At 54.7% G+C, this 20,266-nt stretch carries 8 protein-coding genes; all 8 read left to right on the forward strand.

Annotated elements, in window-relative coordinates:
- Positions 1-222: 222 nt before the first annotated feature.
- The 8 genes from AVO41_RS03065 (at position 223) to AVO41_RS03100 (ending at position 20,264) form a co-directional block, all read left to right on the forward strand.
- On the forward strand, positions 223-4,800 hold the full coding sequence (locus tag AVO41_RS03065; protein ID WP_068582365.1) for a PAS domain-containing protein: 4,578 nt from the start codon (positions 223-225) through the stop codon (positions 4,798-4,800).
- On the forward strand, positions 4,797-8,300 hold the full coding sequence (locus AVO41_RS10595; protein WP_082676465.1) for a response regulator: 3,504 nt from the start codon (positions 4,797-4,799) through the stop codon (positions 8,298-8,300). The genes AVO41_RS03065 and AVO41_RS10595 overlap by 4 nt, the downstream gene beginning before the upstream one ends.
- Positions 8,293-10,899, forward strand: a complete 2,607-nt coding sequence (locus AVO41_RS03075) for a PhnD/SsuA/transferrin family substrate-binding protein (protein ID WP_160326779.1) — start codon at positions 8,293-8,295, stop codon at positions 10,897-10,899. Before AVO41_RS10595 ends, AVO41_RS03075 begins: the two co-directional genes overlap by 8 nt.
- 123 nt (positions 10,900-11,022) lie before the next feature.
- Entirely contained in the window at positions 11,023-12,087 is a 1,065-nt protein-coding gene (locus tag AVO41_RS03080; RefSeq protein ID WP_068582371.1) for an HD domain-containing phosphohydrolase, read from the forward strand.
- A gap of 2 nt (positions 12,088-12,089) precedes the next feature.
- A complete protein-coding gene (locus AVO41_RS03085; RefSeq protein ID WP_068582372.1) occupies positions 12,090-14,741 on the forward strand; it encodes a HAMP domain-containing histidine kinase in 2,652 nt (883 codons plus the stop codon).
- Entirely contained in the window at positions 14,738-17,494 is a 2,757-nt protein-coding gene (locus AVO41_RS03090; RefSeq protein WP_082676469.1) for an ATP-binding protein, read from the forward strand. Before AVO41_RS03085 ends, AVO41_RS03090 begins: the two co-directional genes overlap by 4 nt.
- A complete protein-coding gene (locus AVO41_RS03095) occupies positions 17,491-19,452 on the forward strand; it encodes an ATP-binding protein (protein ID WP_068582379.1) in 1,962 nt (653 codons plus the stop codon). Before AVO41_RS03090 ends, AVO41_RS03095 begins: the two co-directional genes overlap by 4 nt.
- Positions 19,449-20,264, forward strand: a complete 816-nt coding sequence (locus tag AVO41_RS03100; protein WP_068582382.1) for a phosphate/phosphite/phosphonate ABC transporter substrate-binding protein — start codon at positions 19,449-19,451, stop codon at positions 20,262-20,264. The genes AVO41_RS03095 and AVO41_RS03100 overlap by 4 nt, the downstream gene beginning before the upstream one ends.
- The last annotated feature ends 2 nt before the right edge of the window (positions 20,265-20,266 follow it).

Consider the following 20,266-nt stretch of genomic DNA (forward strand, 5'->3'; position numbering starts at 1 on the left):
GAAAAACTTTAATATTTTTTGTTCGATTTGTTCAAAAAAAAGATTAATATGAAGGTAAGAGAGAAGAATATGAGGCAGCGCAAGATTCGATTGTTTTTTTGACGAGCCGGGTTGACAGGGGTGAGTGACCGCCCTAGGATTCAATGAACAAATCTGACAGACCGTCTTTATGCCTCCTCCCGTCTCTCCGCTGCTTTTTTTTGATTTTTTTGGATCCGGCTGATGAACTATTTTCCCCGACTTGAGGCCATTGCAACCCAATCGGTTGTGACCGTGAGCACTCAAAATACCATTCAGGACGCGGTCGCACTGATGCAGGCGCACAACATCCGCGATGTGATTGTGGTCGATGCCGAGAACCATTACTTCATCGTCACACCGCGTGAGTTGATCGATTTTAAGCTGCAGGGCATTGCCTTTGACACGCCCCTGGCTGAGGTGTCATTAAACGCGGTGCCGGTCATGGCGCCCACCGATCACGTGCACGATGCCCTGTCCGTGTTAAAACACCATCCGGATCATCATTTATGTCTGACCGATGACGACGGTTCCCTGGTGGGGATTGTCAGTTATTCGGATCTGCTGGCAAGCCTGGACCCGGAAACCGTGGCGAAAACACGCTCGATTCAACAGCTTTTGCAATCGCATCAACCGGTTTTTGTGGCGCCGGAGGCCAGCATGCAAGAGGCGTTTCAGTGTCTGCAGGATCATGTGGATTCGGCCGCGCTGGTCGGAACGTCGAAAAAACCGCTGGGCATTCTCACTCAGAGCGAGGTCGTTCGCTCGCTGGAACAGGATGCGAATTGGTCGCGTCCAGTGCGTGAGTTTATGAGTCAACCGCTGAAAACCCTGCCGCCTGATACCTCTTTGCGTGACGCACTCAGTTTCGCCCGGGCCCAACGAATCAAACATCTGGTGGTCAGCGACTCGACACAGGTCCTGGCTGTGCTGCATCAGCGCGATCTGGTCAGTGTGGTGTTTGAGAGCTGGCATCGGCGCTTTCAGGATGAGGCTTTGCGCCTGAAAGCCGAGGCCGATTTGTTTGCCAGCGGTCCGGTGGTGGTGTTTGTCTGGGCGCTGGAAGAGGGGTGGCCCGTAAAATTTGTGACCCCCAATGTGCAGAGCATTTTAGGGTATGAAGCCGACGCCCTGATGGCGGACCAAAGGCCTTTTTCCGAATTGGTTCACCCGGATGATCTGGCCAAGGTCGGGGAGGAAGTAACCACCTTTCTGGCAGAAAAACGCCCTTACTGGGAACAGCATTATCGTTTGATCGACCATCAGGGACAGGTGCGTTGGTTCTACGACTACACGCGTCCGGCCTATACCGAAACCTGTGAAATCAAAGAAATCTATGGCTATTTGCTTGATCAGACCGATCTGATTGCCACACAGCAGGCCCTGTCCGATTCCGAAGAGCGATGGCGTGCCGTGCTCGAAGGCACTCAACAGGGCGTGTGGGACTGGGATGCGACCACCGATCGGGTTTATTTCTCGCCGCGTTGGAAAGCCATGCTCGGGTATGACGAAAACGAAGTCGGTTCGGATTTGTCTGAATGGGATTCCCGGGTGCATCCCGATGATAAGGAAGCGGCCTATGCGGCCTTGAACCGGCACTTTGCCGGAGAAACCGAATTTTATGAAAACACCCACCGGGTTCGAACCAAAAGTGGTGAGTACATTTGGGTGCTGGATCGTGGGCGGGTCATGTCTCGGGACGAAACCGGTCGTCCGCTTCGCGTGGTGGGCACCCATACGGACGTGGATGACGCCCACAAGGCCGAAGAGAAATTATCCAAGCTGGCTGAAAACGTGCCGGGTGTGCTTTATCAGTATCGTCTTTATCCGGATGGGCGCAGCCATTTTCCTTATGCCACGCGAGGACTCGAGGCCATTTACGGCGTTACGCCGGAGGCGGCGCAAGTTTCTGCTGATGCAGTGTTTGCCGCCATCCATCCAGATGACAGAGAAACGGTGGTGGCCAGCATTCAAGCGTCTGCCGAACAGCTCTGTACCTGGCAACAAGAGTACCGTGTGGTGCTGCCGTCTGGGCAGACGATTTGGGTTAGCGGCCAGTCCGAGCCACAAAAGCTGGAAGACAACTCCATTTTGTGGCATGGCTATATTTTTGATGTCACCGAGCGTAAGCGTGAGCAGCTGGCGTTGGAAGAAGCGCAAAAACGTTACCGGCTGACCATGGAGGCTTCTCAGACTGGTTTGTGGAGTTGGGATCTGAAAACAGACGAACTTATCTGGTCCGATGAGATGTTTACTCAGTTGGGTTATGCGCCCAATGCGTTCGCCTTGACCGAAGGTCGTTTTACGAATCTGCTGCACCCGGACGATCAGCCCTGGATGATGCAGGAAGTGCAAAGACAGATTGCCAAGTATGAAAGTTTTGCTGTGCAATTTCGCTTGCGAAATCACGAAGGTGGTTATAGCTGGATTGAGGGGCGAGGGCGCTACACCGAGTTTGATGACGGTGGTCAAGCCATCAAGATGATGGGCACGCATACGAACATTGATGAACAGAAGCGAACGCAGCAGGCGCTGGAAGAAAGCGAAGCTCATTTTCGAACCCTATTTGAGCTGTATCCGGATGCGACCACCCTGTTTGATGCCGAGACACTCAAGCCAGCGCGTTTCAATGACCAGGCCCACCAACAGCTGGGTTACAGCGCCGAAGAATATGCCGAGCTTCGTATCTTTGACTTTGAAGTGATGGAAAATCCCGAAGAAGTCAGGCAGCATGCGGAGGCCATTCATATGAATGGCCGGGATGACTTTGAAACCAAGCACCGCCGAAAAAACGGTGACATCATTGATGTGCATGTAACGGTGGAAAAAATCACCATCAATGGGCATGTTTACTTGTTGGGGGTGTTTCGCGACATCACCGAGGTCAAGCGTTATCAGACCCAGCTTGAGGATGCCAAGCGTGAGGCGGAAATCGCCAACCAGGCCAAATCCGAGTTTCTGGCCAATATGAGCCATGAAATTCGCACGCCCATGAATGGCATCATTGGCATGAGCGAATTGGGCGATCTGACCGATGACCCGGCGCAACTGAAAGATTATCTGCATCAGGTGCACCATTCCGGGCGTCAGTTACTGGGGATCATCAACGACATTCTGGATTTCTCTAAAATCGAAGCCGGCAAGTTGATGGTGGCCCCCGCCCCGTTTTACCTGACCGAGCTGGTGGAAAATCTGCAAAACCTTTTTAACCCCATGGCAAAGGAAAAAGGCATTCGGTTGAGCGTGAACGTCAGTGATCAGCTGGGTCCGGTGTACGAGGCTGATAGCATGCGTTTGCGGCAGGTGCTGACCAACCTGGTGGGCAATGCCATCAAATTCACAGAAACCGGGCAGGTGACCTTAAGTGTTCAGCCGCAAAGCGTTCATGCCAATGCGGACCTCTCTGATTCGGTTCGGGTGTATTTTGGCATTGAGGACACCGGGATCGGCATGAGCGTCAACCAGCAGCGGTTATTGTTTCAGCCGTTTCAGCAGGCGGATGCGTCCACCACCCGAGCCCATGGCGGAACCGGTTTGGGTCTGGTGATCAGCGAACGGCTGGTGCGCGCCATGGGTGGAACCGGGATTGAAGTACAGAGTCAGCTCGGCGTGGGCAGCCATTTTGGTTTTGTCCTGCCCCTGATCCCTTCTGATCTGGACAAGGTCCAGGCGGAGCAGGCAGATGATCTCCAAGAGATGACGCGCTTGACAGGGCATGTGCTGTTGGTGGAAGACAACCCGATCAATCAGGAGGTGGCCAAGGCGCAGCTAAACCAGTTGGGGCTGACCTATGAGCTGGTTACCAATGGAAGGGAAGCGGTTGAGGCCGTTGACAAAGGGGCATTTGATTTGGTGCTGATGGACATTCAGATGCCGGAAATGGATGGCTATGAAGCCACACGGCGCATCCGTGCATCGGGTTGGACAGAGGATGACCTGCCCATCATCGCATTAACCGCGGCGGCCATGGTCGAAGACCGGGACAAGGCCTTGAGCCATGGGATGAATGAACACATCGGCAAACCGCTGCGGTTGAGTGCTTTGTATGAAGCCTTGACCCGTTTTCTGTCTGCCTCCCCTGGTCAAACATTGAAGGGGCCCGCTATGAACTCGAAAGCCCCCGCTTCGGCGGACCTGACGCCTTCGGTTCACCCCGAAGACTGGCCGTTAGTGGATGAAAGCAAAGGGCTGGTTCAATTGAATGGCAACCAGGTGCTGTATGACAAATTGTTGCAGGATGTGGCTCAACAACTGGCCGATGATTATGCCTCTTTGGCGACAGATCTGATGGCGCTGCAGAGCGACGACACGCAAGGCATGCAATCAATCCAGCCGTTGAACCACAGCTTGAAAGGGGTGGCGGGCAATCTGGCTTTGACGCGTTTGTTTGAAATCAGCAAGACCATTGATCAATCCCTGAAAGCGCTGCGTAAACCAGACTCAGATGTCATTCAGGCGTTTGCTCAAGCGCTGGCGGCGACCCGAGCTGCTCTGGCGGAGAGGAAATCTGGCGCAACGACTTCCGCCGGGGAAGCGGTCTCGCATCAACCGACGAACGCATCGGCTCTGTCCGGTGAGCAGCACGCGCGTCTGCAAGCGTTGTTGTCAAAGATACAGCACAATGAATTTCTGGATGAATCCGACCTGGAAGCGCATTTTGCCGGTTTGCCCGGACCGGAAGTCAGCGCGCTTAAAACGCAGTTGAATGACTGTCTGGACGCGTTTGAGTTTGAACAGGCCGCTGAGGCCCTGAGTCTCTTTCTTGATCAGGATGGCGAATGAATATGAATGGTTTGAGTTGGCAAAGTGTTCGCGTGGTGGTCCTATGGCTTGGCTTGGCTTTGTGTGGGGCGCAAGCGGCGGCCCCGACGTTTGAACAGGTGTTTGAACGTCACCCGTTGCCGATGTTGCTGATTGATCCGGACAGCGGTGCTGTGGTCGAGGCCAACCAGCAGGCGGTGGCGTTTTATGGTTATGACCACGACACTCTGACGGCCATGCGCATTCAGCAAATCAATACGTTCACGGCTGAACAGGTGGCGGCCGAGCGTCAGGCGGCCGAGCAGGCACGACGGCAGTTTTTTGTGTTCCGGCATCAACTGGCTACGGGGGAGACGCGTCGCGTACTGGTGTATTCCCGACCCTATGAATTTGACGCACGCTCCCTGTTGCTGTCAATGATTGTGCCCTGGGATGCTCAAGCGATGCCGGATGACGCCGAAGCCCGTTACCAGGCGATGCTGGAAGCACAGGTGGATGAACAGGTGCTCCAGCTGCAACAGAGCAAAACCGACCAGGCCTGGTGGTTTTCGGCTTTGGTGGCCGTCTTGATCCTGGCGTTTGCCGGCCAGTTTGTGGCGTGGCGAAGGGAAAAGCGTGAGCGACGCCATAATCAGGAATTACTGGAAACATTCTTTGAACAGTCGCCAGCGATTATTCGAGTGCACGACCCAGAAACCGGCGCGCTTCTACAAGCCAATGAACGAACTTGGCAATTTTATGAATGCAGTTCGGAGGCGGAATTAAAAGCCTGCACGCTCGGTGAGCCGCCTTATTCAGAAGCCGAAGCGGTCGCATGGATCCATCGTGTCATGCATCACGGTCGTCAACAGTTTCAGTGGAAGACACGCAGCCGTTCCGGCGAAGAGCGCTGGGAGTGGATTCAGTTGACGAAGGCCTCGCTTAACGGAGAGGCTTGTGTGGTGGCCACTGGCGTCGATATTACCGTGCTCAAATATGCCCAGGCCCAACTGGATGAATTGAATAAGAAATTTGTGGCTTTCCTGGAAAATACCTCTGATTTTGTCTTTTTTAAAGATACCGAGCACCGGTTTGAGTTTTGTTCCCAGACGGTGGCGGACATTAATGGGTTTGACTCCTGGCGTGATCTGATCGGCAAAACCACCCGCGAGGTCTTTCCGGAGGTCTATGCGCCGCGCTATGCCAAAGATGAACAGTGGGTGATGACGCATAAAAGACCGTTGTTGAACAAAGAAGCCCCCTACATGAAGCCGGACGGTGAAAAGCGCTGGGTGCAGGCGAGCAAATGGCCGGTTTTTGCCGAGGACGGCGAGACGGTGATCGGTCTGTTTGGGATCAATCGGGACATCACCGAGCGCATGGAGATGGAGCAAAATCTGGTCGAGGCCAAAGAAAAAGCCGAGGCGGCCAACGAGGCCAAATCACGTTTTCTGGCCAATATGAGTCATGAATTACGCACCCCCATGAACGGCATTATTGGGTTGAGTGAACTGATGCCGCTGGAAGACGATCAGGACGAAATTCGTACCATGAGTCGCCAGATCAACCAATCCGCCCGTCTCTTGCTGCGACAGTTGGATGACCTGCTGGACATGGTGAATCTTGAATCGGATGATTTGCCTATTTATGAAAAGCCCTTTTACCTCAATGCGTTGCTGGAAAACCTCGAAACCCTGTTCAGGCCTCAGATTGAAGCCCGTCGTTTACGTTTTCAGGTGATCAAGGATGGGCTGGGAAGCCCCTGTTATGTCACCGATGTGGACCGTCTGATGCAAGTGTTGGCGCATTTGTTGAGCAATGCGATGAAGTTTACCTTTGAAGGACGCATTGGCTTGACGGTGTCTCATCAGGCATTTGGTGACACCGTGAATCTGGTGTTTGAGGTGGCCGACACGGGCGTTGGCATGCCTGTCTCTCAAAAAGAACATTTGTTTGAAGAGTTTGCATTGGGCGATGCGTCCAATACCCGTCAGAGTTCGGGCATGGGCATCGGTCTGGCTATGTCCCAGAAATTGATCAAACGCATGGGCGGCGACATTGCGTTGCAGTCTGAGGAAGGTCATGGCACCCAGGTGACCGTCACGTTGCCGGTGTGCCCTTGTGATAAGGCACAGGAAGCCAGTTTGATCCAAGAGGCCAGCCAACCATCTCAGCCGGGCCAGCATCGTGTTTTGATCGTGGAAGACAATGCGGTCAACCAGAAAGTGGTGGCGTCGTTTGTGAAACGAATGGGGCTGGACTATGTGACCGCCAATAACGGTGAAGAGGCGGTGTCGCTGAGTCGCAGCCGATCATTTGATCTGGTGCTGATGGACATTCAGATGCCGGGCATGGACGGTTATGAAGCCACTCGTAAAATCCGTCAGTTTCAACCCGGTGTGCCGGTGATCGCCGTGACGGCGGCGGCCATGGTCGAAGACCGTGAAAAATCGCGGGCGGCGGGTATGAATGCCCATTTAAGCAAGCCGATTATGTGGGACGCCTTTACCCAGGTGGTGAGCAAATGGTTGGATTTGCCCAACGAAGCCACCGGACGGGATCAGACCGATCAAGCGGTGGTTCAGCATGTACGCGATACGGCCACCGTGAAGCAGCCGACGGCCCCATTAAGAGTGCTGGTGGTGGACGATGCCAGAGCCAATATTAAGGTGTTGGCCAATGCCCTGAAGTCGGACTACGCGGTCCAAGTGGCCGATTCCGGCGAAGCGGCGCTCAAAGTGGTGCATCAGGGCCCCGTGCCTGATTTGATTTTGCTCGACATCATGATGCCGGACATGGATGGCTACGAAGTGTGTCGTCGCTTGAAAGATAACCCTGAGACGCAGGAAATTCCGGTCATCTTTGTGACCGCCCTGGATTCGGAAACCGATGAAGCCAAAGGCTTTGAGATGGGAGCTGTCGACTTTATTGCCAAACCGTTCAAAATCCCCGTGGTGATGGCGCGGGTGAAAAATCACCTCAAGCTCAAACAGCGCACCGACATGCTGGAAGAAATGTCGCACATTGATGGGCTGACCCAGGTGCCCAACCGACGACAGCTGGATGAGACACTGCCGAAGGAGCTGGCACGTCTGCACCGCGATCAGGCCAGTATGGGCCTGATGATGATCGACATCGATCATTTCAAACCTTACAACGACCATTACGGGCATGGACGCGGCGACGAAGCGCTGGAAAAAGTCGCGAGCGTGATGCAAAGTGCCCTCAAACGCCCCGGCGACCTTCTGGCGCGTTATGGCGGGGAGGAGTTTGTGGTGCTGTTGCCCGAAACCGATGCGGCGGGTGCGAGAAAAGTGGGCGAACAATTGCGCGCGGCGGTCGAAGCCACGGGTCTGGCGCATGACTATTCACCGGTCGCAGACCATGTCACCATCAGTCTGGGCGGCATTGCCGGCCGGGTGGATGAGGTCACCAACCCCCAGGCCTGGCTGAAGCAGGCGGATCAGGCCTTGTATGAGGCCAAGGATCAGGGTCGGAACCGAGTGGTGATTCATGGGGCGGAGGCCAGCCGGGATGCTTAGTCGTCGCCAGACTGAAACGGAGGCAAGGCGTCTCAAGGCCATGCGTTCTGTGGGTGCGATGTGTGCGCTCATGTTTGGTTGGGTGGCGCTGTGGTGGCCACCACAGGCGTCGGCCGACGATGGCGTCTACCGCATCGGCATTTTTCAGCATCAGGAAAAAACGATGCTGACAGACAAATACCGGCCTCTGATGCGTCACCTCGAAAAACAGTTGCCCGGCTATCGGTTGGAATACGAACTGTTGACCGAGCCGGAAATGCTGGAAGCGGTGCGATTAAACCAGCTGGATTTATTATTTACCAATCCCAGTCTCTACCAGATCATCCGGCATCAGAACGCGCTTGCCTCACCCATTGCCACGGTCGAGCGGATTCACCAGGGGCAGAATGTCAGCAGCCTGGGCGGAGTCGTTTTCACCAGGCCTGGTGAAAATTATACCTCGCTGGCGGATTTGACCTTGGCCACGATTGCGGTGCCTTCCACGCACCATGCAGGCGGATTTCGGGTGCCGGTTTATGAATTCTTTAAGGCGGGCATTGCGGTGGATGACCTGCATTTTAAAGAAGTCGGTCACCATGATGCGGTGGTGGAAGCGGTGATGAGCGGGCAGACCGATGCGGGCTTCGTGCGTACCAGCATTCTGGAATACATGGTCGCTGAAAAAGGCTATGCAATGAGCGATTTCAAAGTCATCCATTCACGTGATTTGAGCGCTTATCCGTTTGTGGTGTCTTCGATGCTGGTGCCGGAATGGCCGTTTTTTGCGCTGGCGCATGTGGACACCGAAACCGTCAAGAAATTCACCGTGGCTTTGTTTGGGTTGGATGCAGACGATCCGGGCATGCAGGCACTTGGGTTTGCCGGGTTTGTGCCCGCCAAGGATTACTTGGGGCTGGAGACGCTGCTGCGGGACATGCGAATGCCGCCGTTTGATGTGGAACGGCCGGTGACGTTTAAGGAGATCTGGCGTCAGCACAAATGGACGTTGATCGCGGTGGGCACGTTGCTGGTGGTGGTATTAATCGGGTATTTTGTGCTTGCCTGGCTCAACCGTCGTCTGCGGCTGAACCGCCAGAAGTTAATGGCGGCACGCCAGGAGGCGCAGAAAGCCAACCAGGCCAAATCCGAATTTCTCGCCAATATGAGTCATGAAATACGCACCCCCATGAACGCGATTCTGGGGCTGGCCGAACTGGGGCAAAGCGACGCGACCCTTGGTGCGGTTCAGGATCGACTGCGTAAAATCGATGCGTCGGGACGGCTTTTGTTGGGCATCATTAATGACATTCTGGATTTTTCCAAAATCGAAGCCGGAAAAATGACACTGGAATCGCATCCGTTTTCGGTGACGGAGGTGGTGGACCAGCTGAAAGACCTGTTCGAGCCGACAGCCAAAGAGAAAGGACTTCGGTTTGAGGTCGTGATGGACCCGCCATTGGATCAGGCTTATTGGGGTGACAGTTTGCGTTTGCGTCAAATTCTGACCAATTTGCTGGGCAATGCCATTAAGTTTACCCAGGAAGGGCGTGTCACCTTGACCGTGGCGCGACGCACGCATGAACAGGAAACGGATTGGCTGGTTTTTGAGGTTGAAGACACCGGCATTGGCATGGATTCGGTGCAACAGCAAAGGCTTTTCCAGGCCTTCAGTCAGGCCGATACTTCCATCAGTCGTGAATTTGGTGGCAGCGGGCTGGGGCTGGTGATCAGTCAGCAGTTGGTTCAGGCCATGGGTGGCGGTGAGATTGAGCTCCAAAGTATCAGCGGTGAGGGCTCGACGTTTTGTTTCAGTGTGCCGTTTGCTCAGGCGGATGCGCAGGCGCTCGCCGACTGGCAAGCCCAATCCAAAACCGTGAACGCCCATGCGGAGCGTTTTGCCGGCACGGTATTGTTGGTGGAAGACAACGCGATCAATCAGGAAGTGGTGGCCGAGCAGTTGCGTTCACGCGGCGTGAGCGTGAACATTGTTGACAGTGGCGAACAGGCGCTTAAAGCGGTGCAGGACGGCGATCGCTATGATCTGGTTTTCATGGATATTCAAATGCCGGGCATGGATGGCTATGAAGCCACTCGCCGGATCTTGGCCTCTCAGCCGGAGGTGCCGATTGTCGCCTTGACGGCGGCGGCCATGGTGGAAGACCGGCAAAAAGCATTGCAAGCGGGCATGAAGGACCATTTGAGCAAACCGATTGAATCGTCGGCGCTCTGTCAGGTGTTAAGCCAATGGTTGCCCCAGGCCCCTGCATCGACGTCCAGCGCAACGAAAGCACCGGAAAATTCTAAGCCATCGGATTGGGTTGTGTTTGCCGCCGCCGATCCAAAGTCCTTTCGGCCCTGGATGGAAGCGGCGAAATCGGATTATCGGATCAAAGTGATTCGAGATCTGCCCACGCTGAAAACGTTTTTGGGCGAAAACCATTCAACCCGAATGATTGTGACGTCTCCGGATTTTTGCGAGGCGTTGCAAACAGATTTGTCCGATTTGGAAGGGGAGTTCTGGGTGACAGGCGATTGCGCTTGGGCGCCTGAGAAACCGGGATCGGTTGTGGTGCGGCCTCATGCCACGCAGCCCCTGTTTGAGCAGGCGTTGAAAACCTGAGGGAGATCTGTATGCCATTTGGATTTTTAATTCGTTTTGATCAGATTGTGTTATTTTCTGATAGAATTTTCCACCCGACCCGTGCAAATCGCTCTGGTGGTTTGCCATCACAAGGAGGCTGACATGACAGACACTTCGGCGGCAGTGGATGCCTCCCGTATTTTAGTGGTGGACGACAATGTCACCAATATTCAACTGATTGACGCCACGTTGCGGTCTGCGGGGTTTGACCACATCGTGTCGGTCACCAAACCATTGGAGCTGACACAGCATTTTGGTCAGCATGCGTATGACTTGGTGTTGCTGGATATTAATATGCCGTTGATGGATGGGTTCGCGGTGCTGTCGCTGATGCAGCAAATGCTGGACAAAGCCCAGTTTCCTCCCGTGATCATGCTGACGGCCCAGGCGGACGAAACCAGTCGCATCAAGGCGCTGGAAAACGGTGCCAGTGATTACATTACCAAGCCGTTTAACCGAACCGAGTTGCTCAAACGGGTGCGGATTCATCTGGAAAACTGGCATCTGCGCCAGCGTCTGCAGCAGGAGAATCAAACGCTCGAGGCCAAGGTGCGCGAGCGCACCGAAGCGTTGGAAACCGCGCAGCTGGAAATGATTTATCGGCTGGGTCGGGCGGCGGAGTACCGCGACAATGAAACCGGAAACCATGTACGCCGTGTGAGCTTGTTTGCGCAGGCCATTGCCGAACAATTGGGCATGGATCAGGCATATTGTGATTTGATCCGCATTGCCTCCCCCATGCACGATGTGGGCAAAATCGGGGTGTCGGACACCATTTTGCTCAAACCGGGCAAGCTTAATGACGATGAATATGCCAGGATGCAGTCGCACGTCGAAATAGGCGGTGAAATTCTGTCCAATGGCCAGTCCGAACTTTTGAAAATGGCCCGTGAGATTGCCCTGACCCATCACGAAAAATACGACGGCAAAGGTTATCCGCACGGTTTGAAAGGCGAAGACATTCCTTTGTCGGGGCGCATTGTGGCCATTGCTGATGTCTATGATGCTCTCACGTCAGCACGTCCCTACAAAGAGGCCTGGCCCAGTGACAAAGCCGTGGCGTTGATCGAACGGGAAAAAGGCGCGCATTTTGACCCGCAACTGGTGGATGCCTTTTTGGCCGTTTTGCCTCGCATCCGATCCATCAGCGCCGAGCTTCAGGACTGATCATGTTTCGCACCTCGCTGTTGCGCCGTAATCGTCAAGTTCTGGCTTTTAGCTTACTGTTGCTTTTGAGTTTAGGCATTCTCTCGCTTTGGGCCGCGCATCATTACTTTCTAGCTGAAGCCAAATCGGGCTTTGTCGCCAAGCAGACAGCCTTGTTGCAGGAACGCATCGACAAAAAACAAAAAATCCTTCATGGCGTGATGTTAGCGTTGTCCCAGAACTCAACCATTCAGCGTGCGCTGGCCTTTGAAGACCGCCAGGCACTGCATGAAGAGTTGGGGCATCTACGCGAAACCTTTGCCACCTGGACCGGGTTTGAAAATTACGGGTTCCATGCCATCACTTTTGATGGGCGATCCTTGTACCGCTCCTATGCGCCGGATTCATTCGGTCAGGACGTTCGCCAGCACCCGATGATGCGCGAGGCCATGAGCGATCTGACTCAAGCCGTGACTCGTCTGGGGCAGGGCGGCTTCGGCCAGGCTTATCGGGTGGTCAGCATCCAGCCGGTGTTCAGTTTGACCGATGCCACCGAACTGGTCGGGTTTATGACGGTCTCTCAAGGGCTGAAACAGGTCCGGCTGGAGTTTGAACAGAGTCAGATGCCGTATGCAGTGTTTCGCCAAACGCCGGGTTCAGACAAGACGGCCTCGCCTGTCTGGCAGGTGGATGCAGCCGAGTATTTTTCGGGTCAACCGATTGCAACCTGGCAATTATCCCAGTGGGACCTTATGCCGGGACAGGTCCACAAAAAAGCACACTGGTACTATTTCGTGCAACCGTTGAATTTTGGCTTGGCGGCGTCACCCGAGGCGTATCATCTGGTCGCCGTGCCGCAGGTCCGTTTGCAAGAGCAGGCCTGGCAAAAAACCATGCAAGTCGCTTGGGTGCTGGTGGCGGCTCTGTTGGCAATGGTCGTGGGTGGATTGATGCAGCTGGGCCTGTTGCATTTCAATGTGCTCAAGCCCCTGCGGCGTTTGACCGCAGCAATGCAGGACATTGTCACCACACAGCGATACGATCGATCGGTCTGGGTGGATCAGGATGACGAAATCGGGGACGTGTCGCAGGCCTTTAACCAGTTGCTGGACAAAACCAACCGGGTGCTGTTTGATCTTAAGTATCTGAAAATCGCCATTGATCAGACATTGATTGTGTCGCGGGCAGACTTGCATGGCACCATCACGGACGTCAACGACCGTTTCTGCGAGATCAGTGGTTATCACCGGGATGAACTGCTGGGACAACCGCATAGTTTGGTTCGCCACCCTGACATGCCGTCTGAAACCTTTCGCGACTTGTGGGCGACCATCCAGTCCAAAGAAATCTGGTCAGGCGAGATTCAGAATCAGCGCCGCGATGGGACCAGTTATCATGTCATGTCGCACATTATTCCCATTCTGGACGCCGAGGGCAACCTGACGGAATACCTGTCGATCCGCCAGGACATTTCCCTCATCGTTGCGTTGAAAGAAAGCTTACAGGCGGCAGCGGAAGAGGCCCGAAAAGAAAAAGCGCTGGCTCAGGAGGCGAACCAGGCCAAATCCCAGTTTCTTTCTTCCATGAGTCATGAGTTGCGCACGCCGTTGAACGCCATTATTGGCTTTTCGCAGCTGTTGGAACTGTCGCAGAAAGATGCACAGCAAACTCAGCAGCTGCAAACCATTCAGGCCAGTGGCAAGCATTTACTGCAGTTGATCAATGATATTCTCGAATTTGCCAAGCTCGAAGTCGGGCAGTTGCCCATGCAGTTTGAAGCCACAGAGATGGTGGGGCTCACGGAGGAAGCGACTCAGTTGATTGCCTCGGAAGCCGATGCGCAAGGCATTGGCCTGGACGTGGAACATCGCGATGCGCCCGTGTTTGCTCAGGTGGACCCGCTTAGAGCGCGTCAGGTGATGATCAACCTCTTGAGTAATGCAATCAAGTACAACCAGCCGCATGGGCGTGTTTCCGTCACGTCGCGTCAGGTGGCGACGGATCAGGGACCGATGTGGCAGTTAAAAGTTGTGGACACGGGCATCGGCATGGATGCCGATCAGTTGGCCAGCCTGTTTGAACCGTTTAATCGCCTGGGTCAGGAACGCTCGGGCATCGAAGGCACAGGCATTGGTTTGAGCATTACGCGGGATCTGATAGAACAAATGAAGGGGCGCATTGAGGTGACGAGCCAGCCGGGCGAGGGCAGTTGTTTTGTGGTTCGGTTCCCAGTGATCGATCCGGCGGAGAGACCTCTTTCCGAAGAGGATCAAGCAGTCTCCGACCCCACTCAGGCATCGAGACAGACGCTGTCCATTCTTTATGTGGAAACCGACCCCCAGCGGATGAGCGTGGTGTCGGAGGCGATCGAGTCGTTTGACGATGTGACGTTAAACATTGCGCCGACTTGGGCCAACGCCGAGGATCAGTGGTGTCATGGCTGGCCTCAGATTGTGATGGTGAATGCGTGTGATGCGCAAGCGCCTGAACAGACGGAAAAACTGCGGCGTGCGTATGAAGACGCGGGGCGATCAGTGCAATTGTATGGTGTGCTGGACAAGTCGGCGCAATCGGCCAGTTTGTGTCACCAGTCCGTGTTTGATTCGTTGGTGTTTCTGCCCTTGGATCAGACGCATTTTCGGGCCCGCCTGACGGCAGTGAGGTTGGGGTTATGACGAGCCTTTCCATGGATCGTGCGTCTCTGTCAGGGGAACGCATTCATTTGATCAGTCCGGCTCTGCATGCGGAGGATTTGGTTCAAAAAGAGCGTCGACGGGCCTTGGGTCATGCGTTGATGGCAAAACAGATCCAATTGGTTACCGTGGCGCGACAGGCGGATCTGACCGCACTTTGGTCCTCTGATTCGTCTTCGGAGCAGCCCGCCATGCTGGTGTTTGATGCCACCCCTGAAACGCATTTTACCTTGCAGGACTGGCTGACCCGGGTGCCGGAAACCGTCCGCCAGGCCACGCCCTGTGTCTGGATTGAGTCCATCGAACGACTGGATGTGCGCTTGACACTGCATCAGCTGGGTGTGGATGAGTTGTTGGACCCGACTCAGCCGGTGCAATGGTTGGCGGAAAAACTCAGCGAACGGCTGGCCATGCAGCGGCAGGACAAGGACCGGGTTTTGTTGCTGGATGACAATAAGGTGGCGCTTGAGCTTCACACGGCATTGTTGAAACAGGCAGGTTTTGAGGTAGCCAGTTTCAGTGATCCGTATCAAGCGTTCGCGGCGTTGTCCGCATTTGATCCCGATGTGCTGGTGTTGGATTTGTACATGCCCCAGGTGTCCGGTCGGGCGTTTACCTGGGCCGTGCGGCAGGGGCGTACCGAGGCAGAGCTGCCAATTGTGTTTGTCTCGGGGGAAGATGCCTTTTCGCATCAGTTGGTTGCGTTGCAGCAAGGGGGCGATGATTTTCTGGTCAAGCCGGTCCAGCCGCACCGATTCGTGGAGACGGTTCGTTTTCGAGCTCACCGGGCACGCCAATACCGCTATTTGTCTGAAAACATTCGTCAGCGCCTGTATGAGCAACAACGGCTCAGTGAGGCTTTGAACCATCATGCCATTGTCAGTGTGACCGATCGTGCCGGCCGGATCACTCAGGTCAATGATCGTTTTTGTCAGATCAGTGGGTATCGTCGGGATGAATTGCTGGGACGCACCCACCGGATGATCAAATCCGACCGCCATCCGCCGGCGTTTTTTCAATCGCTGTGGCAGACCATTTCGTCGGCCAGGGTCTGGCAGGGCGAAGTCTGTAACCTGAGCAAGCAAGGCGAAGAATACTGGGTTTATTCCACCATTACGCCCTTTGTGGATGAGACGGGACGTATTTATCAGTATGTGTCGATCCGAACGGACATCACACATGTCAAAGCGATCGAGCTGGAGTTGAAGGATCGGGTCTGGGCATTGAATGAACGGATCAAGGAAAGCCATTGTCTTAGTCGGGTGATGCAGACCCTGACCCATGATGAGATGGATGAAGCGGCGATGTTGCAGCAACTGGTCAATGAGGTGCCACTGGGCTGGTCAGTGCCCGATCGGACAGGCGCCAAACTGACCTTTGGGTCCCAAGACTTTGTCAGCGAAGGGTTTGTGACAACGGATGAGTGTGAGCAGGTGACTGTTTGGGACGGCGACGAAGCAGGCACTTTGCAAGTGTGTTTGCAGGCTTCCGAGCAAGATGCTAAGAGCGCCTCGGACCAGAGGTTTTCATCGGAAAAGCAGACCCTGCTGTCACAGATTGCGTTGCAATTGAGTCAGGCCTTGGGGCGCCGACATGACCAGGCCCAATTGCTCGAGGCCAAGGTGCACGCAGAACAGGCCAACCAAGCCAAATCCGATTTTCTCTCCGCCATGAGCCACGAACTGAGAACCCCTTTGAATGCCATCATCGGCTATGCGCAGTTGCTGGCGACCCAGACGTTGCCGGCGCCGATTCCCGAACAGATCAGCATCATCGAACAAAGTGCCGACCATTTGCTTCAGCTGATCAATGACGTACTGGCGTTTGCCAAACTCGACAGCGGTCAGGTCGAGTGTGAACGCCGCCCGGTGGCGTTGGACTCCGTGGTCCAGGAAATTTGTACGATTGTGGCGTCAGAAGCCATGCGCAATCAGGTTGAGGTGCAGGCGCCCGACCTGTCTCAGGCCGATCCGGTCTGGGCCGATCCGTTACGGGTCAAGCAGGTGGTGCTCAATCTGGTGTCCAATGCCATCAAATACAATCGCTCCGGCGGTCAGGTCTGGTTTGTCTGGCAAACGCGTGAGCTTGAAGGACGCCTCTATGGCTGTTTACGTGTACAGGATACGGGCAAAGGCATCCCTCAAACGCATCTTGCGCGTTTGTTTGAGCCGTTTGAACGTTTGGGGTACGAAAATTCTGTGATTCAGGGCAGTGGCATTGGGTTGAGCATCAGTCAGGAACTGGTGACGAACATGCAGGGTTGGCTGGAAGTGGAAAGCGAACCGGGTCAAGGCAGTGGCTTTACGGTGTGTTTGCCGCTGGCGGATTCTGCTGAGGCCAGACAGCCCGCCCCTTCAGCCAACTCGCACCCTTCCCCGGAACACCCTTTGAAGTTGTTGGTCTGGGTTCAACGGCCATCGGTGATGGGCAAGGTCGCGCAAAAGGTGGCCACTCATGCGGGGATTGACCTCAAAATTGCGCCGTCGCTTGACAACGCGTTAAGCGAAATCGATGGTTGGCAGCCGGATTGGGTTTGGGTGGATCATCCTCTGGTCCATTCGGCTCAACCTTTGATCGATCAGGCGCATGCGGCCAAACATCAAGCGTCCGTTTGTCTGTTGAAGCAGGCGGATGAAACAGACAGCTGGACAGACATGCCTGAGTTTGACGGTCAGTTTGACCTGGATGACCCGGCGGCGTTGTCGACATGGATGCGTGAGGAGACAGGGCAATGACCATGGCAAAGTGGCCTCAGTGGGTGGAGCGACTCTCCCCCGTGATGGCGGTGTTTCTGATTTTAGGGATATTGGTGATCTTCTGGTTGCATTATGTGCAATTGGAAAAGCGTTCGCATCGGATCGCGCTGGAAGATGCGGCCAATTTTTCCGAGTCGGTGGTGTCGTTTCGCAATTTCTATGCACAGCAGATCATCCCGGCACTGGAAGTGTATGACGTGCCTGTGACGCATGATTATGCGATTGAAGATGGCAGTATCCCGCTGCCGGCGACGTTTGCGATCGATTTCGGGGATCAGTTGTCCAGTGATTCGCAATACAAGGTGCGTCTCTACAGTGATCAGCCCTTTGCGTGGCGTGAACAAGGCGGTGCACGTGATGATTTTCAAAAGGAGGCCATGCAGTATTTACGAGCGCATCCCGATGACACTTACAGTCAATATGAAGTGATCGAGGGGCAGCGCGTGTTGCGTTATGCCGTGGCGGATGTGTTTCGAGATGAAAGCTGTGTGGCCTGTCACAACCAGTACCCGGGCACGCCGCGAACCGACTGGCAACTGGGTGATGTGCGCGGAGTGCTGGAAGTTCAGCGCCCGGTTTCCTCCCTGCAGGCGGTCAACAATCAATCGGCCTGGATCACATTCATAGCCATGCTGTCGATGGCGCTGTTGGCGACTTTGATCCTGACGTTGGTGTTGCGGAGGATGCAGCAGGCGCTGGATGTCTCAAGGGAACAGCAAGCGGCCTTGGCGAAAGCACGGGATGCCGCTGAACAGGGCAATCAGGCAAAATCCGATTTTCTTTCTGCAATGAGTCACGAACTGCGAACCCCGCTGAATTCGATCATCGGTTTTTCTCAATTGCTGGATCTGGAACCCTTAACCAGCGGACAAAAGCAGCAGGTTGGCTTTATTCATGACAGTGGCAAGCATTTGCTGCAGTTGATCGAGGATGTGCTCGCCTTTGCCAAACTCGAAAGCGGTCAGCTTAACATTCACATGGAAAGGGTGAATGTGAAGGCAGTGATTGAAGAAGTGCTAACGCTGACTCAGCCCGACCGGGAAGCACGAGGCATTGAGCTGGTGTTTGAGCCGGTCAAAACCGAAGAAATTGTGTGGGCGGAACGCTTGCGGCTCAAACAGGTTGTGACCAATCTGATCAGTAATGCCATCAAGTACAACCGGGAAGGCGGACAGATTCGCTTGAGTTGTCGGGTATTGACCCATCAGGGCCGTCCCTGGTGGGAGATGACCATCGCCGATACCGGTCCGGGCATAGCCCCGGACAAGCTTTCGCATTTGTTTGAACCGTTTAACCGCCTGGGGTATGAAAACTCGGACATCGAAGGCACCGGCATTGGTTTGAGCATTAGTCAGGATTTGGTTCAGGCCATGCATGGCACCCTTGACGTTGAAAGCGAGGTGGGTCAGGGCTCGCGCTTTTCGGTTGGCTTGCCGCTGGTGGATGACGACGCGCAAACCGGGGTTTGCCAAAGCCCGAAGGCAGATCAAACAGAATTCGGGGGGATGCAGGCAACGCAAACGGTGTTCCCCGACAGCACAGAATCCCGGTTGACGGCGGTCAGCTGCCTTTATGCCTCCGCAGACCCTGCGTCACTGCAATCGGTGTCCGAATGGGCTGAAGCCGTTGGTGAGCCGTTGCAGTTACGCATTGCGCCCACCCTGGCTAATTTGTGGGATCAGTTGGGACACCAACCGGCCTCACTGGTGATGCTGGATGTGACCCAACTTGAACAAGCAGAGGCACAGCCCGGCGATCGGTTCAAGGTGGATGCCATCCTCAAAGATCAGTCTGTGGCGATGGTTTATCGTACTGAGCAGGAGGCCCAAATCTGCCAGGCCTGGTTAAAAAGCTATCCGCAGTGGCATTGCCTGGCGTTGGAACCCGTGGCTGTGAAAGCGTTTTGGCAGCATTTAATGAGTTCAGGAGAGGCATGATGCGACGATTGGCAGGACTTTTGTGTTTGTTTGCTCTGGCGGTTGGTCCCGTTGGGGCGCAACCCAAATTAATTTTTGGCGTGGTGCCTCAGCAGAGCCCTTTGAAGCTATACCAGAACTGGCAACCGGTGGCTGAGCATCTGTCAGAAGTGACTGGGCGTGAGGTCGTGTTTGAAACCGAAAAATCCATCGCCGAGTTTGAAACGCAACTGGCGAAGGGACGCTATGATCTGGCCTATATGAATCCTTATCATTATGTGGTTGCGCATGAGCAGCAGGGGTATCAGGCCCGTTTTCGGCGTGCGGGCAAGATTCGCGGCATTCTGGTGTCAACCCGCACTGCATTCAATCCAGAGGAACCCATCACCCGACCCGTGCTGTTTCCGTCCCCGAATGCGTTCGCGGCCACGTTATTAATCAAATACGAATTGTTGGCCAAGCAGGGGGTGTCGTTGGAATATCGCAACCTGGTCAAGTATGTCAACTCACATGATTCGGTGTACAAAGGCGTGGCACGAGGGGTGAGTGATTTCGGTGGCGGTGTGGAACGAACCTTTCGCACCTTTGATGAAGGCGCGGACAAAGGGAAACTGCACATTGTCTATCGAACCGATCCTTACCCCAGTCATCCCATTGCCTACCACCCGCGCCTGGCACCTTCACTGCAAGCCCGTTTTGACCAGGCCTGGCAGACATTGCCTTCTTCGGTCATGGAAAATCTGGGGTTCAAGCGATTGCTGACGGTCGGGGACGCCAATTATGACTCGATTCGTGCCTTGCGCCGTCATTTGTCCACAGCGCCAATTAAATAGGT

Source organism: Thiomicrospira sp. WB1 (assembly GCF_001507535.1).
Taxonomy (GTDB): domain Bacteria; phylum Pseudomonadota; class Gammaproteobacteria; order Thiomicrospirales; family Thiomicrospiraceae; genus Hydrogenovibrio.